Origin of the sequence: Chitinophaga filiformis (assembly GCF_021646545.1) — a bacterium.
Lineage (GTDB): Bacteria > Bacteroidota > Bacteroidia > Chitinophagales > Chitinophagaceae > Chitinophaga > Chitinophaga filiformis_A.
The window spans coordinates 175,013-198,791 of sequence record NZ_JAKIRP010000003.1 but is presented as its reverse complement, the minus strand read 5'-3'; the positions used below and the strand labels follow the sequence as shown (position 1 = coordinate 198,791).

The 23,779-nt window shown below is 45.7% G+C and carries 23 protein-coding genes; 13 read left to right on the top strand and 10 right to left on the bottom strand.

Annotated features, from left to right (window positions below):
• Window positions 1–17: 17 nt before the first annotated feature.
• Window positions 18–791 carry a 3'-5' exonuclease gene (locus L3C95_RS10635; RefSeq protein ID WP_236386371.1) on the bottom strand — a complete coding sequence of 258 codons (774 nt, stop codon included), beginning with the start codon at window positions 789–791 and terminating at the stop codon, window positions 18–20.
• A gap of 9 nt (window positions 792–800) precedes the next feature.
• The gene (locus tag L3C95_RS10630) at window positions 801–2,153 is read right to left on the bottom strand and encodes a UDP-N-acetylmuramate--L-alanine ligase (protein ID WP_236386373.1); all 1,353 of its coding nucleotides are present in this window, start codon (window positions 2,151–2,153) and stop codon (window positions 801–803) included.
• 332 nt (window positions 2,154–2,485) lie between these two features.
• Here L3C95_RS10630 and ytxJ point away from each other — a divergent pair, with 332 nt between their 5' ends.
• The 3 genes from ytxJ (at window position 2,486) to aroQ (ending at window position 3,935) form a co-directional block, all read left to right on the top strand.
• Entirely contained in the window at window positions 2,486–2,815 is a 330-nt protein-coding gene (ytxJ, locus tag L3C95_RS10625) for a bacillithiol system redox-active protein YtxJ (protein ID WP_089832944.1), read from the top strand.
• Window positions 2,816–2,907: 92 nt separating this feature from the next.
• Window positions 2,908–3,477 (top strand): UbiX family flavin prenyltransferase, encoded by a 570-nt coding sequence (locus L3C95_RS10620; RefSeq protein WP_106602662.1) that lies wholly within the window; start codon window positions 2,908–2,910, stop codon window positions 3,475–3,477.
• Window positions 3,478–3,521: 44 nt separating this feature from the next.
• On the top strand, window positions 3,522–3,935 hold the full coding sequence (gene aroQ, locus L3C95_RS10615; RefSeq protein WP_236386375.1) for a type II 3-dehydroquinate dehydratase: 414 nt from the start codon (window positions 3,522–3,524) through the stop codon (window positions 3,933–3,935).
• 501 nt (window positions 3,936–4,436) lie between these two features.
• Here the strand turns inward: aroQ and bioB are convergent.
• The 5 genes from bioB to L3C95_RS10590 all read right to left on the bottom strand — a co-directional run bounded on the left by bioB (window position 4,437) and on the right by L3C95_RS10590 (window position 9,719).
• A complete protein-coding gene (bioB, locus tag L3C95_RS10610) occupies window positions 4,437–5,432 on the bottom strand; it encodes a biotin synthase BioB (protein WP_236386377.1) in 996 nt (331 codons plus the stop codon).
• Window positions 5,433–5,554: 122 nt separating this feature from the next.
• Window positions 5,555–6,655 carry a M42 family metallopeptidase gene (locus L3C95_RS10605; protein WP_236386379.1) on the bottom strand — a complete coding sequence of 367 codons (1,101 nt, stop codon included), beginning with the start codon at window positions 6,653–6,655 and terminating at the stop codon, window positions 5,555–5,557.
• A gap of 74 nt (window positions 6,656–6,729) precedes the next feature.
• Window positions 6,730–7,572 (bottom strand): UbiA family prenyltransferase, encoded by an 843-nt coding sequence (locus L3C95_RS10600; RefSeq protein ID WP_236386381.1) that lies wholly within the window; start codon window positions 7,570–7,572, stop codon window positions 6,730–6,732.
• Window positions 7,573–7,670: 98 nt separating this feature from the next.
• Complete coding sequence (locus tag L3C95_RS10595; RefSeq protein WP_236386383.1) at window positions 7,671–9,209, bottom strand: acyl-CoA carboxylase subunit beta; 1,539 nt, start codon at window positions 9,207–9,209, stop codon at window positions 7,671–7,673.
• Between the two features lie 69 nt (window positions 9,210–9,278).
• Window positions 9,279–9,719, bottom strand: coding sequence for a hypothetical protein (locus tag L3C95_RS10590; RefSeq protein WP_236386384.1), 441 nt, complete (start codon window positions 9,717–9,719; stop codon window positions 9,279–9,281).
• Between the two features lie 128 nt (window positions 9,720–9,847).
• Between L3C95_RS10590 and L3C95_RS10585 the strand changes: the two genes are divergently transcribed.
• On the top strand, window positions 9,848–10,831 hold the full coding sequence (locus L3C95_RS10585) for an acyl transferase (RefSeq protein WP_236386386.1): 984 nt from the start codon (window positions 9,848–9,850) through the stop codon (window positions 10,829–10,831).
• A 10-nt stretch (window positions 10,832–10,841) separates the two neighbouring features.
• On the opposite strand, the gene L3C95_RS10580 is transcribed toward L3C95_RS10585, so the two are convergent.
• Window positions 10,842–11,540, bottom strand: coding sequence for a hypothetical protein (locus L3C95_RS10580; protein WP_236386388.1), 699 nt, complete (start codon window positions 11,538–11,540; stop codon window positions 10,842–10,844).
• Between the two features lie 283 nt (window positions 11,541–11,823).
• Between L3C95_RS10580 and L3C95_RS10575 the strand changes: the two genes are divergently transcribed.
• Window positions 11,824–12,027, top strand: coding sequence for a hypothetical protein (locus tag L3C95_RS10575; protein ID WP_236386391.1), 204 nt, complete (start codon window positions 11,824–11,826; stop codon window positions 12,025–12,027).
• A 499-nt stretch (window positions 12,028–12,526) separates the two neighbouring features.
• Window positions 12,527–14,044, top strand: a complete 1,518-nt coding sequence (locus tag L3C95_RS10570) for a gliding motility-associated C-terminal domain-containing protein (protein WP_236386393.1) — start codon at window positions 12,527–12,529, stop codon at window positions 14,042–14,044.
• Between the two features lie 2 nt (window positions 14,045–14,046).
• Here the strand turns inward: L3C95_RS10570 and L3C95_RS10565 are convergent, their stop codons facing one another.
• Together L3C95_RS10565 and L3C95_RS10560 are read right to left on the bottom strand one after the other, a co-directional pair.
• Window positions 14,047–14,424: a response regulator gene (locus L3C95_RS10565; protein WP_236386395.1), complete on the bottom strand. Its 378-nt coding sequence runs from the start codon at window positions 14,422–14,424 to the stop codon at window positions 14,047–14,049.
• Between the two features lie 9 nt (window positions 14,425–14,433).
• Window positions 14,434–15,162, bottom strand: coding sequence for a sensor histidine kinase (locus tag L3C95_RS10560; RefSeq protein ID WP_236386397.1), 729 nt, complete (start codon window positions 15,160–15,162; stop codon window positions 14,434–14,436).
• Between the two features lie 417 nt (window positions 15,163–15,579).
• On the opposite strand from L3C95_RS10560, the gene L3C95_RS10555 reads away from it, so the two are divergent.
• The 7 genes from L3C95_RS10555 (at window position 15,580) to L3C95_RS10525 (ending at window position 23,776) form a co-directional block, all read left to right on the top strand.
• On the top strand, window positions 15,580–16,284 hold the full coding sequence (locus tag L3C95_RS10555; RefSeq protein ID WP_236386398.1) for a response regulator: 705 nt from the start codon (window positions 15,580–15,582) through the stop codon (window positions 16,282–16,284).
• Between the two features lie 145 nt (window positions 16,285–16,429).
• Entirely contained in the window at window positions 16,430–17,221 is a 792-nt protein-coding gene (locus L3C95_RS10550) for a polysaccharide biosynthesis/export family protein (protein ID WP_262915847.1), read from the top strand.
• Window positions 17,222–17,268: 47 nt separating this feature from the next.
• Complete coding sequence (locus tag L3C95_RS10545; RefSeq protein WP_236386403.1) at window positions 17,269–19,656, top strand: GumC family protein; 2,388 nt, start codon at window positions 17,269–17,271, stop codon at window positions 19,654–19,656.
• A 183-nt stretch (window positions 19,657–19,839) separates the two neighbouring features.
• On the top strand, window positions 19,840–20,397 hold the full coding sequence (locus L3C95_RS10540) for a UpxY family transcription antiterminator (RefSeq protein WP_236386405.1): 558 nt from the start codon (window positions 19,840–19,842) through the stop codon (window positions 20,395–20,397).
• Between the two features lie 19 nt (window positions 20,398–20,416).
• A complete protein-coding gene (locus L3C95_RS10535; protein WP_236386407.1) occupies window positions 20,417–21,436 on the top strand; it encodes a mannose-1-phosphate guanylyltransferase in 1,020 nt (339 codons plus the stop codon).
• Between the two features lie 15 nt (window positions 21,437–21,451).
• Window positions 21,452–22,393, top strand: coding sequence for a GDP-L-fucose synthase family protein (locus tag L3C95_RS10530; RefSeq protein ID WP_236386409.1), 942 nt, complete (start codon window positions 21,452–21,454; stop codon window positions 22,391–22,393).
• A 36-nt stretch (window positions 22,394–22,429) separates the two neighbouring features.
• Complete coding sequence (locus tag L3C95_RS10525) at window positions 22,430–23,776, top strand: UDP-glucose dehydrogenase family protein (protein ID WP_236386412.1); 1,347 nt, start codon at window positions 22,430–22,432, stop codon at window positions 23,774–23,776.
• Window positions 23,777–23,779: the final 3 nt, after the last annotated feature.

Sequence of the window (23,779 nt, the reverse complement as noted above, 5' to 3'; positions counted from 1 at the left end):
GAAGGGTTTTATAAATATTAAATCTTTTTTAACATCATACTATGGTATATTTCTGTGAGTTTCTGCTTGGTATTCAGCGGAAAATCAGCTTTCATCATCCAATCATAGTATTGAGGTTCTATTTTCAGCACTTCTCTTACAGGTCTGCCCTTATATTTACCAAAATTGAATACTTCCAGGCCATTCTGCATCACCATCCGCCTTGCAAAGTCAACGTAGTCGTCTTCTTTCGTGAATTCTGCCAGCGGGGCCACTTCGGCCTGCAGCTGCTCGTAGCGGGACAGCTGTGCTTCCAGTATCTCGTAGGTAGCGAGGGCATCTGCTTCAGCGCTGTGTGCATTCTCCAGGTTTTTGTCGCAATAGAACTTATAAGCAGCGCTGAGCGTACGTTTTTCCATCAGATGAAAAATCTTCTGCACGTCGATGAATTTGCGGTCTTTCACGTCAAATTCAAGGCCTGCACGAAGGAATTCCTCTACCAGCAATGGTATATCGAAACGGTTGGAATTATAACCCGCCAGGTCGCAATTGTCCAGGTACTGGCGCAGTTCATTCGCACATTGTTTAAAATTCGGACAATCCTTCACGTCCTCATCGCTGATACCGTGAATAGCGGTAGAGGACGCAGGAATAGGCATGCCGGGGTGAATTCTTTTCACCTTGGATTGGGTAGTCTTGTCAGGGAATACCTTGATGATAGCAATTTCAATTATACGGTCCGTAGCCACATTGGTGCCGGTCGTCTCCAGATCAATTACGGCCAGGGGCCTTTTCAGTTGCAAAGAGGGCATGACTAATTTTTATAGATACTTTTTCAGCGAATTTACATCCAATCCTTCATAATCACCCGAACTCATCATGAGCAGGTTAGCGTTGTGGTAGTCCTGCTTGTCGAGGAATGCCTGCAGGTGCTCCCTGTTGGTGAATATCTCCAGGTCGTTGCGGCCAAAGCCCTGTGCCACCAGGTCGGGGGCCAGGTCCGGCATGCGTTTGATCTCCAGTGCATGTTTACTGTAGAACACGACAGGCACATCTGCTTTATCCATCACACCCTGGTACTGCACCATGAACTCGGCGTTCAGGCTGCTGTACGTATGCAATTCCAGTACGGCTATCAGCCTGCGATGTGGATATTGGGACTGCAGGGCATTGATGGTGGCCATTACTTTGGACGGTGCATGGGCAAAGTCGCGGTAAATAGCGCAATGATCATTTTTGCCTACCAGTTCCAGCCTTTTGGCAGCACCTTTGAAGGTGGCGATAGCTTTCAGGAAGGTTTCGTCGCTGATACCCAGTTCATTACAAACAAGGCGCGCAGCATGCATGTTCAACAGGTTATGATCGCCGAATACTTCGAGTACGGTTTGTCCGCTGCCGAAAGTGACGGTTGTGGTGCCGTTGACGATCTTGTGTTGTGGTATATCGTAAGGGACCAGTTTCAGGTGCAGACCTTCTGTCTTTACCAGTTTTACCAGTTCCGGATCTGTACTGTTGTAGATCAGCGTATGGCCGGCCTTCATGGTACGCAGGAAAATGGCAAACTGTTCCAGGTAATTATCGAAAGTGGGGAACACATTGATGTGATCCCAGGCAATGCCGGTCAATACAGCAATATGCGGATGGAGGAAATGGAATTTTGGCCGCTTTTCGATAACGGAAGCAGGGTATTCATCTCCTTCACAAACGATGACAGGGGCATCAGTGATATTGACAGACTGTGCAAAGCCGGCCAGGCGTGCACCAACCAGGTAATCAAAAGCCTGTCCTGACTGCTGCAGTACATGCATGATCATGGCAGTGGTAGTGGTTTTACCGTGGCTGCCGCCTACAACAACCCTTTTCTTCTGCTGGCTTTCCTGGTAAATATATTCCGGGAAAGAGTAGATCTTAAGGCCCAGTTCTTTGGCTTTGATCAGCTCAGGATTATCACCACGGGCATGCATACCCAGGATAACCGCATCAAGATCGGCCGTAATACGGCTATCATCCCAACCCATTGTTGCCGGAGCAATACCGGCCTGCCGCAGATTGCCCAGTGCAGGTTCATAAATTTCATCGTCACTGCCGGTTACCTGGTAACCCTTGTTTTTCAATGCGATAGCTAACTGATGCATCACACTGCCGCCCACAGCAATAAAATGTACTTTCGCCATATAATTTTAAGGCAGTTACCTGCGTTTTATCGTTATATTTATACCTAGGGAAAAAGGAACGATATTATATCTAAAATCTTTAATATAAATTTTATATTTGCAAAGTAACGTCAAAAATTGGCGATTAAAAAAGTGATATCACCATTCCCTATGAAATTTCATTATTCAACTAAATATCCCTTTATGCAGTCATCTTATCTGAAAGTTTTGGGCGGCGCCTGTCTTATCCTTATCTTTGCGGCTTTCTTAACTTCCTGTGCGTCACAGAACAAATTAGGTTGTCCGATGAAAATTGGTAAAGCAACGCACGGAGTAAATGCGAAGGATTGTTAATGAACTGGATACCACTTACTACAGAGCAACAGTTAACAGAGATCAGGGAGGCATCGGCAGCGAAGCCGGTAGTAATTTTCAAACACAGCACACGTTGTTCCATCAGCGCTGTAGCTAAATCCAGGCTCGAAAGAGGAGCCGCTCCGCAGGAGATCTCATTTTACTATCTGGACCTGATAAGATTCAGGGACATTTCGAACAGGATTGCAGCGGATTTTGACGTACCGCATGAATCGCCACAGGTTTTGCTGATCCGTAACGGGGAATGCATTTACGATGAAAGTCACAGCGGGATCACCATGGATGACCTTGTGAGCAAGTCAAACTGAGGAAGTAATTATTCTATTTATCCAAAGAATTTAGTACCGGCCTATGGCCGGTATTTTTTTTGCCCTAGCTTTGTACTCTATTAATTGAGCGAATGAAACATCGTATAGTTGTAGCGGTTACAGGTGCCAGCGGTTCCATTTATGCCAGGCAGTTACTGAACAAACTGCAGGCGGCTTCCGCACAGACAGACCAGATAGCCCTGGTAATGACCACCAATGCACGTACCGTCTGGGAAACAGAGCTGGGCACTGACGATTACAAGCAATTACCTTTCAAAACATACACACAGCAGGACTTCCACGCACCTTTTGCCTCAGGTTCCGGCAGGTTTGACACCATGATCATCTGCCCCTGTTCAATGGGTACACTGGGACGAATTGCCACCGGTATTTCCAATGATCTGATCACCCGTGCGGCAGATGTGGTGCTGAAGGAGAGAAGAAAGCTGATATGCGTGGTGAGGGAGACGCCCTATAACCTGATGCATATCAAAAATATGCTGGCGGTGACAGAAGCGGGGGGCATTATCTGTCCTGCCACACCGTCCTTTTACAGCGTTCCCAAAACACTGGAAGATGTAGCTGCTACCGTTGTAGACAGAGTACTTGATCTTGCAGGGATAGAGCAGGATACTTTCCGTTGGGGAAGTGAGGAAAAATAAGCATACACAGACGTCTTTACAGCCACAATAATACCAACAATCATATGCAGATAGCGATCATCAACGGCCCTAACTTAAATCTCCTGGGAAAGCGGGAGCCAGGTATCTATGGAAATGAGTCTTTTGAGTCTTATTTCGAGAAACTGAAAGCACAGTATCCGAATGTGCAGCTGACCTATTTCCAGAGCAATGTTGAAGGGGAAATGATCAATCATCTGCATGAAATAGGATTCTCCTACGACGGTATTCTTCTGAATGCCGGCGGTTATACTCACACCTCCGTTGCGCTGCGCGACGCTATTTCCGCTATCAAAACCCCTGTATTGGAAATACATATCAGTAATATCCATGCACGCGAAGAATTCAGGCATAAAAGCATGATCGCTCCTGCCTGCGTAGGCAGCATCTGTGGCCTGGGCATGAAGGGATATGCGCTGGGAGTAGCGTACTTCCTGTAACAGGCTTCCCTTCATTGCTGAAGGTCCATATGTCAAAGAACCTGGGGCAATATTAGGAAAGATGTAAATGCGGTTTGGGGGAATGTCCACAGGACGCAAAATCATGTGCATAGGGCGCCAAAACGTGGGGACGAAATGCAAGGGGGGATAGCCGAGGTTTGAAATAGGTAGCCTCATCGGGGTCTTGTGAATATTTCCGGTTCGATTAAGCCTCGATTTGTCTTTGCTTTGACAAGGTTCAAACAATGCTTCTCCTATGCTCAACTTACGTTCATCTTACGTCTTTGAACGTAAGATGAACGTAAGTTGAGCATAGGAGAAGCATTGTTTGAACCTGATTAAATTGAAGTCAGGACATATTCTTAGTACAGAAAAACTTTACAGTTTTAATCTGGTAGGTTCAGGATTGACTTTACAGCTGAATATAGTACATGCAACCTATATAAAAAAAAGGGTGCCCCACCTGTTTGGCTGGCACCCTTTTCTTATTTTCAGATGATATTAGTTCAATGTTTCAGCTTCAACTGGCTGATCTTTGAAAGCCTCTCTTGGTTTCAGACCTAACAGTTCGAACATCATGTGATCTTCTTCAAAGGAAGGATTGTCGGTTGTCAGCAGTTTCTCACCGGTGAAGATGGAGTTGGCGCCTGCCATAAAGCAGAGAGCCTGCTCGGAAATGCTCATTTCAGCACGGCCGGCACTGAGACGTACCATCGCCTTAGGTATTACGATACGGGTGGTAGCGATCATACGCACCATATCCCAGAACGCAACTTTAGGCATGTGTTCCAGCGGAGTTCCTTTTACACGGGTCAGGGCGTTGATAGGAACGGAATCAGGATGGGTCGGCATATTGCTCAGGGTGTGCAGCATACCGATACGGTCTTCGTGAGACTCGCCCAGGCCGATGATACCACCGCAGCAAACGCTCACACCTGCTTTGCGGACGTTGTCCAGGGTACGCAGACGGTCGTCGTAAGTACGGGTAGTGATGATAGACTCATAGTACTCGCTGGAAGTGTCCAGGTTGTGGTTGTAGGCATACAAGCCTGCATCCGCCAGTTTCTGGGCCTGTTCTTCGGTCAGCATACCCAGGGTAGTACAAACCTCCATACCCAGCTCGTTCACGCCTTTTACCATATCCAATACACGGTCAAAGTCGCGGTTATCTCTCACTTCTCTCCAGGCTGCACCCATACAGAAGCGGGTAGAACCAGCCTCTTTTGCTTTCTGGGCGTATGCCAGCACTTCTTCTTTCTTCAGAAGGCCATGTACTTTGATATCGGTATTATAACGGGCAGCCTGAGGGCAATAAGAACAGTCTTCCGAGCAACCGCCTGTTTTAATGGACAGCAGCGTACAAACCTGTACTTCTGCAGTATCCTGCGTTTGTCTGTGTATGGAAGCAGCACGGAAAACCAGTTCCAGCAAGGGAGTATTATAGATCTCTTTTATTTCTTCAATAGACCAGTCGTGACGGATCTGCACATCTTGCATAATAATCTAATTTGAGAGCAAACCTACAAATTAAAATTGAATTAGAAATTAGGAATTAAGAATGTGGAATTATGCTCAATTGCGACTAATTCTTAATTCTTATGTCCTGATTTCCAGTTGGTTTACAGGTATTTAAAATTGGTTTTCGGTGTAATGTTCAGGAGTGTCTGATAAATCAGCTGAATGGTGTTTTCCACGTCATCTTTCTTGATCATTTCCACGGTTGTGTGCATATAACGCAGTGGGATACTGATCAGTGCTGACGGGGTACCGTCATTGGAATAGGCAAAAGCGTCCGTGTCCGTACCGGTGCTACGGCTTACCGCATGCAGCTGGTGAGGGATCTCGTTCTTTTTGGCTGTTTTGATGATCAGGTCGCGGAGGATATTGTGCACTGCAGGGCCATAGGTGATGCTTGGGCCGTTACCGCAGCGGATCTCACCTTCAATGTTCTTGTTGATCATCGGGGTGGTGGTATCGTGCGTTACGTCGGTAATAATAGCTACATCCGGCTTGATCCTTTTAGCTATCATTTCCGCTCCGCGAAGCCCTACTTCTTCCTGTACGGCATTTACAATGTACAGGCCGAAAGGCAGCTGCTGTTTCTTTTCTTTCAGCATGCGGGCTACTTCAGCGATCATAAAGCCACCGATACGGTTATCAAAGGCACGGCAGATGTAGTAGTCGTAGTTCAGTTCCTCAAAACCATCTTCAAAGGTTACGACACAGCCTACATGAATGCCGAGGTCTTCCACTTCTTTACGGCTGCGGGCGCCGCAATCCAGGAAAATGTTCTCCACCTTCGGCTGCGGGTCTTTTCCTTCTGTGCTGCGCAGGCGGGTATGAATGGCAGGCCACCCGAACACGGCCTTTACAATACCGTTCTCAGTATGGATGTTTACACGTTTGGAAGGCGCGATCTGCTGATCAGAGCCACCATTACGGATCACGTATATCAGTCCTTCGGGAGAGATGTAATTGACAAACCACGATATTTCATCAGCATGTGCTTCAATCACCACTTTAAACGGGGCCTTCGGGTTGATAACACCGACTGCCGAGCCGTATGCGTCCACAAAATACTCGTCTATAAACGGCTGCAGATATTCCAGCCACAATTTCTGTCCTTCTTTCTCAAACCCGGTAGGGGAGGGATTGTTGAGATATTTACGCAGGAACGTAAGCGCCTCTTTACTGAGTATGGATTTTTGCTTTTTAGACATCGCTGTTAAGTTAGCTGTTAAGTTAATTGCTGCAAAAGTAAGTGTTTGCCAGCTTACGGCAAGCCCGGTGTTAGTTATGCCAATGTTGCTATTATAAAATGGAGCAGGGCGGAAAGCATTACCATGCCATCCAGCACAAAATAGTAGAAATGATCTGAGCGGTTACGGATAGCGTATCGTGTAAGCAGCGCTGTTATCACTACCGGGGCCAGCAGGATGATGGTCAGCATCCAGCCGTCCACAGGGAAAAGCGCCAGCGCAAAGATAGTCGCGAGCACCAGAGAGCCGATATATAGTTTTTTAAGGCCTGGTGCGCTCAGATAGGTAATCAGAGAGCGGATGCCTTCTTTTTTATCTGACTCCAGGTCCCGGTAATCGAACAGGATGCAGATGGCGTACACCAGGAAGAAGCGGTGTAAGGTCAGGAATAATATAGTGGGCGAATAAGGCTGTTTTTCTATAAATACGGGCAGCAATGTGGTGACATAGATCCAGACAGCGGTCAGGAATAAGGTTTTGCCGATGGCGATCTTCCGGAGCCATACAAACGCCCTCTGTGGTAATTTAGGCGCGGAATACAGGAAAGTGAGCACGGCAGCGCCTGCGAGTGGTAACCAGTGTTCCTTCAGCAACCAGAAACCATAGGCAGCGCCCACTGCGCCCAACGCACAAAGCGTTAGCTGCAAGGTCTTATGACGGGCGCCCCACAGAATGCGTTCAGAGGTGGAATAATCTGCCGGCGTCAGGTACCAGTGGAAATTATAGCTGCAGATGGTAGAGCAGAAGACGAAAAAGTAATAAGCCTCGTTAATGTCCCCGATGTGCAGCAGCGTATTTGTCTGCCATATCATGAGTATGGCGCAGCAGGCTACGTAAAGAGACGAGAAGATGATAAAATTAAAGAGACCGCGAAGCATTAACAATCGGCATTAGGAAATTAAGAATCAGAAATTGGAATGCGAAATTAGGAATTATAGGTCCGAAGATGGCATTAATTCCTGATTCTTATGCGCAATTAAAGCGGGATATTACCATGCTTCTTCCTCGGCATTGTCACTACTTTGTTCTCCAGCATGGCGTATCCTTTAATCAATTTTATACGGGCCTGGTCCGGAACGATCACTTCATCGATATATCCCTTTTCTGCGGCCAGGTAAGGATTGGCGAAACGTTCGGTATATTCTGCCACCAGCTCGTTGGTACGGGCTTCAGGATCAGCGGCAGCATCTATTTCTTTTTTGTAGATGATCTCTACGGCGCCTTTAGGTCCCATTACGGCTATCTCTGCCTGCGGGAAAGCGAAGTTGAGATCTGCACCGATGTGTTTTGAGTTCATCACACAATAAGCGCCGCCGTAGGCTTTGCGGGTGGTAACGGTGATCTTCGGAACGGTGGCTTCGCTCAATGCAAAAAGCAGTTTAGCCCCATTGGTGATGATACCATTCCATTCCTGGTCGGTACCCGGAAGGAAGCCTGGTACGTCCACCAGTACCAGCAGCGGGATGTTGAACGCATCGCAGAAGCGGGTAAAGCGGGCGCCTTTTACAGAGGCGTGGATATCGAGTACCCCAGCCAGGTGGGCCGGCTGATTGGCCACAATGCCTATACTCCTGCCGGCAATACGGGCAAAGCCTACAATGATATTTTCAGCAAAGTCCTTATGTACTTCAAAGAAACTCTCCGGATCCGTCAGTTCGCTGATCACATCCTTCATATCATAAGGCTGATTAGAGCTGGCTGGTATGATCGTATTCAGTCCGGGGCGGATCTCATCGGCAGGTTCGTATGGATAGACAGGTGCATCTTCTTCACAGTTCTGCGGCACATAACTGAGCAGCTGCCGGATGTTATTGATACATTCCACCTCGTTGGTACAGGAGAAATGGGTTACACCACTTTTCACAGCATGGGTGTGTGCACCTCCCAGTTCTTCTGCTGTCACTTCTTCATGTGTAACTGTCTTAACAACGTTAGGTCCGGTTACGAACATGTAGGAAGTTTCTTCCACCATTAATATAAAATCGGTGATGGCGGGAGAGTATACAGCACCGCCGGCGCAGGGCCCCATAATAGCGGAGATCTGCGGGATGACGCCGGAAGCGCGGGTATTGCGGTAAAATATATCCGCATAACCACCCAGGCTTACCACGCCTTCCTGTATACGGGCGCCGCCGCTGTCGTTCAGACCAATAACAGGCGCGCCGTTCTGCATGGCCAGGTCCATGATCTTGCAGATCTTACGGGCATGGGGCTCCGAAAGACTACCACCGTACACGGTAAAGTCCTGCGAAAAGACATAGGTCAAACGGCCGTTGATAGTCCCATAGCCAGTTACGACGCCATCGCCGGGAAATTGTTCCTGGTCGGTGGTCATACCACGGTTACGGTTATGTACGAACATGTCCAGCTCTTCGAATGAACCTTCGTCCATCAGGAGTTGTAATCGTTCCCTTGCTGTAAGTTTTCCTTTTTTATGTTGGGAGGAGATGCGTGCTTCGCCGCCACCAAGGATGGCTGTAGCGATCTTGTTCCGGAGTTCGTGGAATTTGTCCATGGAACAAATATAATCAGGAATCAGGAATTGAACATGTCTGTATACACATTCCTGATCCCTGACGTGTATTTATTGGTAGATGATCTCTACTTTGGGTGTAGCGATGGTATCGCTGATATTACCGGCATTATCGGTTATATAAGCGACAAAATGCACGCTGTCCTTCTGAATACCGGTGTTGGGGAAGTCTATGGGCTCGAGGTGCAATATTACTTCTGCCGTCAGGTTCGTTCCGTTATGGGCATCCAGATTCGGCATATCACGGTGGGTAAACGCCGTATCGGGTTCTGGCTGGAGATCGTAAATAGCCGCGAAGCTGAGCGTATTTTCAACATCTCCGTCACCATCCTTGATCTGGAAGTGAACATCCAGTCCGATGGAAGGTATTACAGGGTCGGAAGAGTAGGAGAGGAAACTGATCATCGGCTTGGTGCCTATAGTGTCCTTTCCGCAGCCAGACCCGGATATAACTGCCAATGCAAACAGGGATAAAACGAGTATTTTCTTCATATAACAAACCTACATTATTTTTTTTACTATAGCTAATGCGCACGGATAAGCGGCCCACTGCCGGTATAACGTAAAATCTGGGTTGATTGTTACGTATCCCCTAAATTTGTGCGTTTAAAGCAAGCGACATGAGTGGCATTAATACGGCAGCGTTATTTACATTGCGGGAGCAGGATATGGAAGCGGCAGCCCTGGAGCTGTTCCATTACCAGTACAGGGAAAATGCCCTTTACCGGGCTTATACGGATGCCCTGCGCAGACGGCCGTCGGATGTACGCTCATTGGAACAGATCCCTTTTCTGCCTATCCAGTTCTTTAAAACGCATACCGTTACCTGCGGCAGCTTCGAGCCGGAACTGGTTTTTGAAAGCAGTGGTACCACCCAGACCATTAACAGCCGTCACCTGGTAAAGGAAGCCGCTCTCTATGAACGCAGTTTCCTGGCCGGGTTTGAACGGTTTTATGGCCCTGTTTCCGATTTTGTGGTACTGGGACTGTTGCCTTCCTACCTGGAGCGTCAGCATTCTTCGCTGGTATATATGGTGCAGGATATGGTGAAAAGAAGCGGGCATGCCGCCAGCGGGTTCTATCTCTATGAGCATGATAAATTGGCCGACCGGCTCCGGGAGCTGGAAGCCAGTGGTCAGAAAACCCTGCTGATCGGCGTTACCTTCGGTTTGCTCGATTTTGCAGAAAATCATTCCCTGCAACTGCAAAATACCATTGTGATGGAAACCGGGGGGATGAAAGGACGTCGTGAGGAATGGACCAGACAGCAGGTGCATGCTTACCTCAGGGAAAGATTAGGTTGTGAACATATCCATGCCGAATATGGCATGACGGAATTATTATCCCAGGCATATTCTCGTGGAAATGGATTATTTACAACGCCGCCGTGGATGAAGGTGCTGGTAAGGGATGAAAATGACCCTTTTCAGTTGTCAAAGGCAAATGCTTCAGGGGTGATCAATGTGGTAGATCTCGCCAATGTTTATTCCTGTGCGTTCATCGCCACGGAAGATATCGGGAGATTGCATGATGAGGGGAGTTTTGAAGTGTTGGGGAGGTTGGATAATTCGGCGCTGAGAGGGTGTAGTTTGATGGTGAGCTAGGAGGAGAAAATCACATCCTCGCCTTCTTCAACAACACTTCCATTCTCTCCGGATGTCCGCTCATCTCCATGAGATCGGCCATGTAAGGAAAACTCAAATGGTCCATACCAAATTTATTCATCAGGTAAGAATCCAGTGCTTCAATGTGCTGCGGTTGTTCTAAAAAGCTACGCAGGAAATAAAGAAAAAGTTGTTGTTCTTTTTCTATCAGCAATGTCAATGCGATCTTTTCTTTTAAGGGATTTTGCCCTTCTTGTTTAAACAGCTGCAAAGCCTTTGTAAACTGTTGCTCCGTCAGTTCTTCGTGATAGGCAGGCAGAAAATCGAGGCAGAAATATTCCACGGCAAAATCATCCATAATACCTGCACTGAGCTGGTCTTCTTCAATGGTGTACCAGGTGGCCCAGTCGAGCAGTTCCTGTACAGTGATCTCTTCTTTCAGCAGCGCTTCAAGATGATGGATGAGGCCTTTACGGGTAGGAACAGTACCGGAAGTATGTTGAATGCTGTCTACGATATCAGCATAAAAAGCGTCATTCATCTGATGCGCAGCAGCCGTAAGCAGCTGGCTGACTTCGTTGTGAGCAGAAGGAGGAAGCAGGTCGGCAGTTTCCGCAAGTATTTCGGGCTTTGTTTTATGACCCTGAAGATATGCTTTTATCAGGGAGACAAAATAGGTTGAAGTGATATAAGGCAACTTGTCCTTCATACTTACAGGTTTTTTCTTTGTTGACTAAGACAGCGTTCGTTTAGCTGTATTAGCAGCGTCTAGGTATGGGCAACGTAAACGATCTGTAGTTACAAGTTACCACTAAAATCCCGGAAAAATAGTTAAACGAGCGGAAATGATCAATCTGGTGTTAAATTTTAAGAGATTTTTCACATATAAAAATTGCTGAGTACTATAGCTGCGCTTGCTGCTACTGGCATGGTTTTGGGGCCTGTAGTTAGTGTAAGTATATTTCATTTTTAATCGTCAAAAATGTAGAACTATGGCAGTCAGGGATAGATCGATCGGTAGTACCGGTCTGGAACAGGGAGGTCCAAACATGGGGAATGACTACAGTCGTAACATTACCCGTGAAAAAACTGCAGATGACACCATCAAAGTGATCTTACCAAAAGATAAAAAACATCCGGCGAAGAAAGATAAAAACAAGCGCGAACCACAAAGGCGCAACAGTGAAAACAGGTGACGATGAGTTAAACTATGATCTGCTTGTTCCATAAAAAAGGATAGTTTAAACCATGCACAACAAGTCATCTGTACTTAAATAAAGGCATAGAAGGTTCTATGCCTTTATTCATGCAGTAGAGAGCGCTACTTTATTGAGTATTAATTTACTAGATGTAATAAAAATTTATAGCGGACGTTATATTAATGAAAAACATATTGTATCTTTAGCATAATATCTTTATTGAAACCGGAATTGCAAAATAATAGCAAGCCAATTTAATTAACGGGGGATCCCCGATGTCCTCCTCACCGTACCTGTGAATTAAATCCGACACAAATGCCGGGCTGGCTACTCACGTCCATTGGGATTGCTAATCACAAAAAAAGACAAATGATTTATTGACCGAACGACCTAACTATTAAGTCCTATGTTGCTAACTATCGCGGCCGCCCACACACGGCTGAGGGGAATGCCATGTTGTTATCTCACATGTTCTGCGATACGGATATGTGTATTTATGATGATCCTGTTGCCATGCTGTTTCCTGGTTAACGTAGCATTTGCACAGAATGTCACTTTACAGAATTCTTCACTTGAAGGTAAACCGGGAGTGAAAGTTGCGCCGCCGGGATGGCGCGTGGCTATTAACACGCCTGACATATTACCAGGTGTATATGGTGTCCACAAAACAGCCAAAGCTGGCAAGACCTTTATTGGTCTTCAGGCCGGACCTGTTTACAGGGAAGGAATAGAGCAGGAACTATCGTCTCCTTTACAGAAAGGGAGGCTTTATAATCTGTCTTTTGACCTAGCTTTCAGCAGGGTGTATGGCCACGAACACTGTTATGGCAACCTCGCTATTTTTGCCGGCGATACACCTGGTGATACATCGGAACTGCTATGGACATCCGGAAGTTTTACGGATACGATGTGGCACAAATGGACGGCGGAATTCAAGCCCCGTGCATCACATAAATTCATTTCCTTTTATGCTTATCCGGAGGACAAATGTTCACTGAATAGTTATGGCGTAGTGGTGTTCATGGATAATCTGTCAATGATCCGGCAGATACTGAAAACAGAGCTGACAGCTACTGCTTCCTGTAACAATACATCTTCCGGTAGCGTAAGCGTAAACGTAACCGGAGGTGCAGCGCCTTATACCTATCTGTGGACGCCGGGTAATTATCGGACGCCGCAGGTTTCCAATCTGCCGGGAGGGCTTTATGAAGTACAGGTAACTTCAGCTGATGGCGTCACTGCTAAAGGTTCGGTGACAGTAGGGGAGTCTGACCTGGCTACCAGCACAGACGTTACGGTGTCAAATTGCGCCGGTGATAATAAAAACGCAATATCGCTGAACATCACAGGCGGTGTGCCACCGTATAACCTGACTGTAAATGGGATCGAAAGAGAAGGGAGCAAGTTTGATAACCTGGTGCCAGGCGATTATGCATTTATTGTAAAAGACAAACAGGCTTGTTCAGATACGTTCAGTGTGCTTATAAAAGAGCCGGATCCTTTAGTTATAAGGGAGGTCAATATAGCACCCTGTAGCTGTAGTGAGGTGAGTGACGGCAGTATCAGGTGGGTAGTAGAAGGAGGAACACGTCCATACAAGTATCGCGTGGATGGAGATATGTGGCAGCCCGATAGTTTGTACCGGAATCTGAAAGCGGGTAAATACCGTTACGAAATAGAAGACGCCAACGGATGTAGTGAGACAGGAACAGCAGCTGTTGTTTCTCCCTGGCAGAATTGTCTTGTTGTAATGCCATCTGCATTTAGTCCAAATGGTGATGGTAATAATGATGTTTTCCGTCCCAGAGTGTATGACGCAGTAACGAATTATCAGCTGAAGGTATTTAATCGCTGGGGAAATCTCGTTTTTCAGACGAATGATCCAAAGAGGGGATGGGATGGTAATTACAGCGGCATGCCACTGGGGTCACAGGCATTGGTGTATGTGTGCTCTTTTAATACCAGTAAGAATGAGTTGAAAGAATACAGGGGGACGGTGATGCTTGTGAAGTAGGATCATTGTTGTTTTTTTTTCAATGCCTTTTTTATTTGTTCATGCAGGTGTGCAAATACAAAGGGTTTGATGAGGTATCCTGCCGCGCCTTTCTGCATGGCAGTGGTAATTTCATCGTCTTCTTTTTTGGCGCTGGTAATGAGCACGGGAATTTTGTGGAGTAGTGGATGTTCGCGGAATTGATCCAGCAATGCATAGCCACTAACGACAGGCATATAAATATCGCTGATCACAAGATCGGGCAGGTGCCGGATGGCCATTGCGATGCCTTCCTCTCCATTTCTGGCAGTGATAACGGAATAGTCGTGCAGTTCTAGCAGACTTTTAAGTGTATCCAGAAGACCGGCTTTGTCTTCAATTAAAAGAATTCTGGCGTTCATGTCTATATTTTACTGGCAGGTATCAGGGTACCTGAAAACCAGTGTAAAAACCGTGCCCTTATCGGGCTCGCTGCTCACGGTAATTTCGCCGTCGTTCGCAGTAACAAATGTTTTAACAATAGTAAGACCTAATCCGGTTCCGGCAATGCCACCCGTATTACTTCCTCTGTAATAGGGCTGGAATAAATGTGGCAGATCTTCGGCCGGGATGCCTATTCCATCGTCGGAAACAGTGATTACGAGCGCTTTTTCTTCGTATGACAAATGAACGACAGGCGGGTTTTCACGGGAAAATTTAAAGGCATTGCTAACAAGATTTGTAAAAATTCTTGTCAGCTGACCAGAATTGGCCAGTATTTTGCAGGGCGTACCGGACAAATTGATTTGTAATGTTCTATTGTCATCTGTGAGTGAACGGAATTGCTCCTTTAAAGGTAACAGTTGTTCTTCTGCATACAGTAGTTCTTTCGTCGCTTCAAAGCTGCCAGACAGGATGTTGTTGATAGTCAGCATCTCATCGAGCATGTTATTCAGAGAAAAGATCTCTGAGGTGATCCTGGAAAGCTGTTGTTCGTAAAACGGATTCATATAACGATCTACCCGGAGCTTGGCGGAAACTAAATCAACGATAGACGTAATGGTGGTCAGTGGTGTCTTAAACTCATGAGCAGTAATGGCCAGTACATTACTGGCATTGTTCAGTAATGTGCTGCTCTCTGAAGTATGTGTGGAGTCCATTGTTCTAACTTTTAATGATTGGCGGCTCAATTGTCTCCAACTAATTGAAGAACAACCTGTAGAGAAAGACCACATGTGTTGACTATCCGATTCGCTGCCAATTGAAAAGCAAAATACTTAATAAAGGAGTAATTATCTAGTGAGTATTTAATTTTAAAATGTATTTTTACATCAGCATTGAAAATGGTTGTGAATATTCGGAAAAGTTAACCAAAAGATCATATATAAAATAGTGTTATAAGTAGAGGATGCGGACAAGGTGAACATGGCTTTATCTTTATTGTTTTAATATTCAATTAGTTACAATTTTGCCTTATAAATTCTCGATTTTGGAACTATTTTTGCAACTATAAGTAACTTTTATATGCCATATTTTTTTATTGAACCGATTATGAACCTTGCTAACTTTTTGCCCCTATGATCAATATTGGAATTATAGAAGACAATTATTTCCAGTTGAACAATTACAAGGAGTTTTTAGAAGATTTTCAGGAGTGTAAGGTCGTATTTGCTTGTAAGTCAATGGAGGAGTTCAGAGCCCTACCATTTAAGGAGACTGAGGTAAACGTAATATTACTGGACATTTCATTACCAGGGGAATCAGGCATACAAGGTATGCAGGAATTAAAAAGGGTTTACCCTGAAGCGAAACTTATTGTACTGTCGGGGCATGATGGGAAACATTATGTAATTGAATCGATCCGCCAGGGAGCGAATGGTTATATTATTAAGACCAGCCGTTTGATGGAGATCTACCATTCAATTATGGATGCTGTGAGCGAAGGAGGGACACTTTCTCCCAAAGCCGCCCATCTACTCATTAATTATATTGCCAAGGACCCCCTTGAAGATATAAAGCATAAACTTACCAAAAGAGAGTATGAGTTGCTCGCTCTGTTAAAGGAAGGCTACTCATATAAGGAAATGGCGGAGAAGCTTTTTGTGACTGTTTTCACTGTGAACCAACATCTGAAGAAAATTTACCAAAAACTTAATGTTGCCACAAAATCAGAACTAATTTCAAAAATCTGGTCAAATAGTTTGTATTCTTTCTTTTTAATTACGAATTCTTGGATTTTTTTTCAAATGCTTTCGTTTAAAGATATGACGCTATTTTTGTAACAGAGTATACTATAATCAGTAGGCACGTTCGTGTTATATGGGCGTTTTTTACTGCATTGAGTAGTGGTTGTGACGGCCTCGATAAACTAATATTGTAGTACGGAAAGCGCGGAAGAAAAACCTTTAAATATTTTAAAACGGAGAGATGATTCTAAAGAAGGATTACTTACGTTATATCTTTGTTGTTCCGGTCCTTATCTGCTGTTTCTTTACAAGTTGTGTCAGTACACAGAAATCAGTGTATTTTAAGAATCTTCCTGATACTGTTATTGCCCCCGTGAAAGGAAATTTTGAGCCGGTAATTCAAAAAAATGACGTTTTACAAATTATTGTGAGTAGCATGAACCCCGAGGATGTTGTTGTATTTAACACCCCAAGTATGGCATCCCCCGGTACCGCGGGAGGTGGTCCCCAGGTCACAGGTTATCTGGTTAGTGAACAGGGATTTATTGAGTATCCGGTACTTGGACAGGTAAAAGCTGCCGGACTTACAAAAGAACAACTTACCACATATCTGAGAGATGAGTTGAACAACAGAAAACTCATGAGAGATCCGGTGGTAAGTGTAAGGTTCCTCAATTACCGTGTAACAGTTCTTGGCGAAGTAAGCCGGCCAGGTGTTTTCGCCATCAATAACGAGAGAATGTCGATAATGGAGGCTTTGGGCATCGCAGGCGATATTACTATCTATGGTAAGAAAGACAATGTACTGTTAATCAGAGAAGTAGACGGGCAAAGAACGATCAAACGCCTCAACCTGAATGATGATGACATCTTATCATCTCCTTATTATTACCTGCAGTCTAATGATGTAGTGTATGTTGAACCAACTAAAGCAAGAGTAGCTAATGCAAGTGGCAACCGTCAGACGATCTCAATTATTCTGAGCAGTATTTCACTGTTTGTAATTATTCTGGACCGGTTGATATTGAACTAAGCTGATGTTATTCTTTTAATTCATCCTACAAATTTGTGTTGAGAGCCATGCAACAGAAAGTAATAAATACGCGCACAAAACGAGAGGAACACACGGGCCTCCTGGAAATGATCAGGCATAAATATCAGCCTTACTGGCCTTTATTTGTGATTGCGTCAATAATTTCTTTCTCTATAGCATATGTTTATCTGAAATATGCAACTCCGCTCTATAAGATGTCTTCTTCTTTACTGATAAAGGAAGATGCCAGAGCTGTAGAAAGCTCTATCATAGAAATGATGGACCCTCTGGGATCAGGAAAGAAAATAGAAAATGAAATTGAAATACTGAAGTCCCGTACAATCGCTAAAGCTGTTGTAAGGCATCTCAATCTATATGGAGAGATCTTTGAAAGAGGTACTATCAGGGATGTGTCTATGTATAAAAGAGCCCCGGTACAGATCACCTTTCTCGATCCGGACCAGATCGATCCTATGGAGGGTTCCATCCTGGACCTGAAGTACGATTATAATGGCCGTAAGCTTACCATGGGAGACAAAACGTATCCGCTGAACGATACGGTGACCACCACCCGCTGGGGACGTATATTAATTACGCCCACTCCTGGTTTTAATCCGGCAAGCCTGCAGAATAAGCAGCTCTATATACGTATTGCAGGTGAAAAAGCACTGGCGGGCGCATTTCTCGGTAATCTGAAAATTGCAGCTGCCAATAAACAATCAAACGTACTGCGACTGGAATATGTTGATGCAGTTCCTCAGAAGGGCATGGATATGCTGAATGAACTGATGAGGACATATGATGCAGAATCTATCGAGGATAAGAACAAGACGGCGTCAAAGACAATGTCGTTTGTAGAGGACAGGTTACGTATCATTACTGCAGAACTGAGCCAGGTGGAAGGCCAGATAGAACGTTATAAAACAAGTGAAGGAATTGTTGATATCGGCGAGCAGGGTAAAATGTTCCTGGCATCCGTACAGGATAATGACGTGAAACTGAGTGAAGCTGATATGCAATTGTCAACACTGGAAGCTGTTGAACAATATGTAAGGAATAAACATTCCGAAGAAAATGTGGTGCCTGCTACCATCGGTATTGCAGACCAGACATTACTGACATTACTGGGCAAGTTGCAGGACATTGAATTACAGCAGGATAAGCTGCGTAAGACGACAGGAGAGAACAGCCCCGCACTGGAAAGCCTGGCAGCACAGGAAGAGCGGATAAGACCGGCTATCATGGATAATATCCGCAGCTTACGCGCCAACCTCGAAGCAGGAAGGGCAAAGCTGGCCGCTCAGAATACACGCTTTATGGCGCTGCTGAAGGGGGTTCCGAATAAAGAAAGAACATTGCTGGAAGTAAGCAGGCAACAGGCTATCAAAAACAATATCTATACTTTCCTGCTGGAGAAACGTGAAGAAACAGCATTGCAATATGCTGCTGCTATCTCTGACAGCCGTATCGTAGATCTGGCTGAAGCAGATACCTTCCCTTTCAGCCCGAAGAAATCTATGGTGATGGCACTGGCTATCATAGCTGGTCTGGCCGCTGTAGCAGGCTTCATTGCAGTGAAAGATATGATGAACCATAAAGTAATGTTCCGGTCAGATATCGAAAAAGGTACTTCTGCACCGATCATTGCCGAGATCATGTTCGACAAAAGTGGTGGTATTGCCATCACAGAAGGAAGACGTACCCCTGTTGCAGAGCAGTTCAGGGCACTCCGTACTACCTTGTCTTATATCGGTATCAATGGAGATAATAAAACCATCCTGGTTACTTCTTCTATCTCTGGTGAAGGAAAGAGCTTCATTGCAGTAAACCTTGGACTGAGCCTTTCATTAACCAAGAAGAAAGTAGTGTTGTTGGAGTTTGACCTTCGTAAACCGAAAGTAAGTAAGATCCTGAATGTGCCACATCACCCGGGTATCAGTAATTACCTGGCGGGCCATTCTTCACTGAACGATATTTTAAAGCAGCCAATAGAGAATAACGAGTACATGTACCTGCTTTCTGCAGGTGTGATACCACCAAATCCAACCGAGTTGATTTTGAATGGCAGACTTGAGCATCTGCTGGCCACTTTAAGGGCTTCTTTTGATTACATCATTATAGATACAGCTCCGGTAGGACCTGTTACTGACGCACGTTTGCTGGCGCCATATGCTGACGCTACGCTGTACGTGGTACGTCATGAACGGACACCGAAGTTCAATCTGAAAATGATAGAAGACCTATATGAACAAGGGGATCTCGGCAAGTTGAATATTGTATTCAATGGCCTTAAAATGCGTGGGGTGCCTGGTTACGCATATGGCTATGGCGGAGGCTATGGTTATGGCAGCGGCCAGGGTTACGGATATGGATATACAGATGACCATAAAAATGGCGCTGTAAAAAAGGGACGTTTTACTAAAATTTTCAAATAACACAATGTAGCCCGCCGGTCTACCAAACTGACGGAACTCATTGAAAACTATTACTATTGAAAACTACTCATGTGACTGAGGAGGCGAAGCTATGCCAATTTTTGTCCTCCTCGTTTCCCGCCTTTATAGTTTCCACCTTATCTGATAACCAGTCATGCTTTATTAACTTTTAAACCCACTGAAATGGAACAGAAGACACACACGTGGTATGCAGTCTACACTAAACCAAGATGGGAGAAAAAAGTGGCGGATGCACTTGTTCGGAAACAGATCGAAACTTACTGTCCACTGAACAGGGTAACGCATCAGTGGAGTGACAGAAAGAAGATCGTAGAAGAGCCCCTTTTTAAATCGTATGTGTTTGTGCGTATCCCAGAAGACAAAAAGACACTCGTGCGCGAAACAAGTGGTATTGTAAACTTCGTTTACTGGCTGGGCAAACCTGCCAGTATTCCTGATCATGAGATCGATCTGATCAAACGCTTCCTGCGTGAATACCAGGATGTGGAAGTTGAACGTTTCCCGATCCACGAGGATGATCTTATCCGCATCACCGCAGGTCCTTTGATGCATCAGCATGGAAGGGTAGTGGAAGCAGGCAAGAATACTGTTAAAGCTGTATTGTACAGCATGGGATTCTCGCTCATCGCTACCGTGAAAACAAGTGATCTGATGGTGCTCAGTAACAACAGTAAAGAGTATGCCGGCGCCGGGAAACTAGGCGTTGGAAATCCTATTTAAAATATTAACGCTGAACACTATGCTACACGTATTATTATGTGGAGGGTCAGGAACCCGTCTCTGGCCGCTATCCAATAAACAGACGCCAAAGCAACTGCTGCCCTTATTTGACGGACAGAGTTTATTACAGCTCACCTGGGTGCGTAACAGCACCTTCTGTGATAGTGTGATGGCTGTCGTAAATGAACAGCAGTCAGAAATGGTGTCTAAGCAACTGGGTGAAGCAGGTGCTCAGCATGTACAGATGATGGAAGAGCCGGTAGGACGTAATACCGCTGCTGCTATCGCATTGGCGGCCTTCTCCGCAACACCGGAAACTATCCTGCTTATTACGCCGGCAGACCATCTGATAGGTACGCCTGACCTCTATGCAGAAACGATTAAGAAAGCTGCGGAACTGGCTGCAGAAGGACATCTGGTAACGATAGGACTGCAACCTGCATATCCTGAAACAGGATATGGGTACATCCAGTATACCGGCTATGATGTAGTACGTTTCACAGAAAAGCCAAATAAAGTTACTGCTGAAGCGATGCTGAAAAGTGGTGACTACCTGTGGAACAGCGGTATCTTCTGTGGTAAGGCAGGCGTATTGTTACAGCAATTGCTGGAACATGCACCTGAGATCTATGCAGCGGCATCAGAAGCAGCGCTCATCTGGAAAGAGACAGGTACTATTCCACTGGCAGCGATGGAAGCCATTCCATCAGACAGTATAGATTATGCTGTGCTGGAGAAAAGCAATATTGTAAAGGTGGTGCCCAGTGCTATGCAATGGAGTGATGTAGGCGGGTATGAGGCCCTGGCAGAAGCCCTGGCAAGTCATTACCGCTATAGTAATCACCAGGCCGTGTTTATAGAGAGCGATCCTGTAAACAGTATGGTGATAGGAAAAGATAAACTGGTAGCATTGGTAGGTGTGGAAAATGTGGTGGTGGTAAATACCCCGGAAGTGCTGCTGATATTACAGAAAGGAAAAGGACAGGAAGTAAAACAATTGCATCAGTGGGTAAAGGAGAACAGGCCTGAACTGCTATAAACAACATTGAACCGTATGCAACTTAACGATAAGATCTATATAGCCGGCCACCGTGGTATGGTGGGTGGTGCGATCAGCAGAAGACTGAAAACGCTGGGATATGAGAACCTGGTAACGAGAAGCTCCGCAGAACTGGACCTTCGCTCGCAGGCAGATGTGAATGAATTCTTCAGTAAAGAGAAACCTGATTATGTGTTCCTGGCTGCTGCTAAAGTAGGCGGCATCCATGCCAACAATACTTATCGTGCAGAATTCCTGTACGATAACCTCATGATGGAAACCAACATCATCCACGCTGCCTGGAAACATGGCGTTAAAAAGCTGATGTTTCTTGGCAGTTCCTGTATTTATCCTAAAATGGCCCCTCAGCCATTGCAGGAAAGCAGCCTGCTGACAGGTCCGCTGGAACCAACCAACGAGCCTTATGCTATTGCCAAAATAGCGGGTATTAAATTATGTGAAGCATACCGCGACCAGTATGGTTGTAATTATATCAGTGTGATGCCGACTAACCTGTATGGTATCGGCGATAATTATCACCCTGAAAACTCACATGTGCTGCCGGCACTGATCCGCCGCTTTCATGAAGCGAAGGAAGCCGGTGCGCCCAGTGTTACCGTGTGGGGAAGTGGTACGCCAAAACGTGAGTTCCTCTTTGCAGACGACCTGGCGGCTGCCTGTGTATTCCTGATGCTCCATTATGATGAGAAAGAACTGGTGAACATCGGTACAGGGGAAGACCTGAGTATACGTGAGCTCGCAGAGACCGTGAAAGAAGTAGTATGTTATGAAGGTGATATTGTGTTTGATACTTCCAAACCCGATGGTACGCCACGGAAACTGATGGATGTATCGAAGCTGCACAAACTCGGATGGAAACACAGCGTAGAGCTGAAAGAAGGACTGGTGCAGGCTTATGCCGATTTCCTTCATAAAAAGCACATGGTGGCATTGTAAACAAAGTTTTAAAACAGCGTCTCAATCTTAATAGACATGAAAGCAATCGTAATTGGAACAGGATATGTAGGGCTGGTTACCGGCGCCTGTCTCGCAGAAGTAGGCACGCAGGTAGTTTGTGTGGATGTTAATGCAGAAAAGATCAATAACCTCCAGAAAGGTATTTTACCTATTTATGAACCGGGCCTCGAAGAGATCGTTACCCGCAACTATAATAATGGCCGTCTCTCTTTCAGCACCAGTCTTGCTGACGTGATCCCCGGTGCAGACATCGCCTTCATTGCTGTAGGTACACCTCCGGGTGAAGATGGCAGCGCCGATCTGCAATATGTATTGCAGGTAGCCAAAGAGATCGGTACTTACATGACCGACTACCTGGTAGTGGTAACAAAGAGCACAGTACCGGTAGGTACCGCTGTAAAGGTGAACAGGGAGATCAAACAGGCAATGCTGAACAGAAATGCACTGATCGACTATGATGTAGCATCTAACCCTGAGTTCCTGAAGGAAGGCGCTGCCGTACAGGATTTCCTGAAACCTGACCGTATTGTGGTGGGTGTGAATACAGACAAGGCAAAAGAAGTGCTGGAGCGTCTGTATCATCCTTTCCTGCTGAACGGCCGTCCTATTATTTTCATGGACATCGCTTCTGCAGAAATGACCAAGTATGCGGCAAACGCTATGCTGGCAACAAAAATTTCCTTCATCAATGATATTGCCAACCTGTGCGAACTGGTAGGCGCTGATGTAAATAAAGTACGTAAAGGTATCGGTAGTGACGCCAGGATCGGTAACGCCTTTATCTACCCGGGTATTGGTTACGGTGGTTCCTGCTTTCCTAAAGATGTAAAGGCACTGGTGCAGACTGGTAAGGAATACGGGCACGGCTTGCGTATCCTGGAAGCTGTAGAAGCAGTGAACAATGATCAGAAAAAAGTACTGTTCGGCAAGATCAACAGGCACTTCGATGGCATGCTGAAAGGCCGGACCTTCGCAGTATGGGGCCTGTCTTTCAAACCTGCTACAGACGATATGCGTGAAGCATCCAGCCTGGTGCTGATTGAAGCCCTGCTGGAAGCCGGCGCTAAAGTACAGGTGTTTGACCCTGTAGCGATGCATGAAGCGAAGAAAACACTGGGCGATACCGTTAAATGGTGTAACGATATGTACGCTGCTGCAGAAGGTGCAGACGCGGTATTGCTGGTAACAGAATGGAACGAATTCCGTTTACCTGACTGGACACGTGTAAAACAATTATTGAAAGCTCCTGTTGTATTTGACGGCAGGAATATATATGATAACGCATATCTTGAGAAGAACGGGTTCACCTGCTACAGCATTGGTGTGTCTCAGCCTGCGGTAAGCGTGCTCTCCGGAAGTTAATCA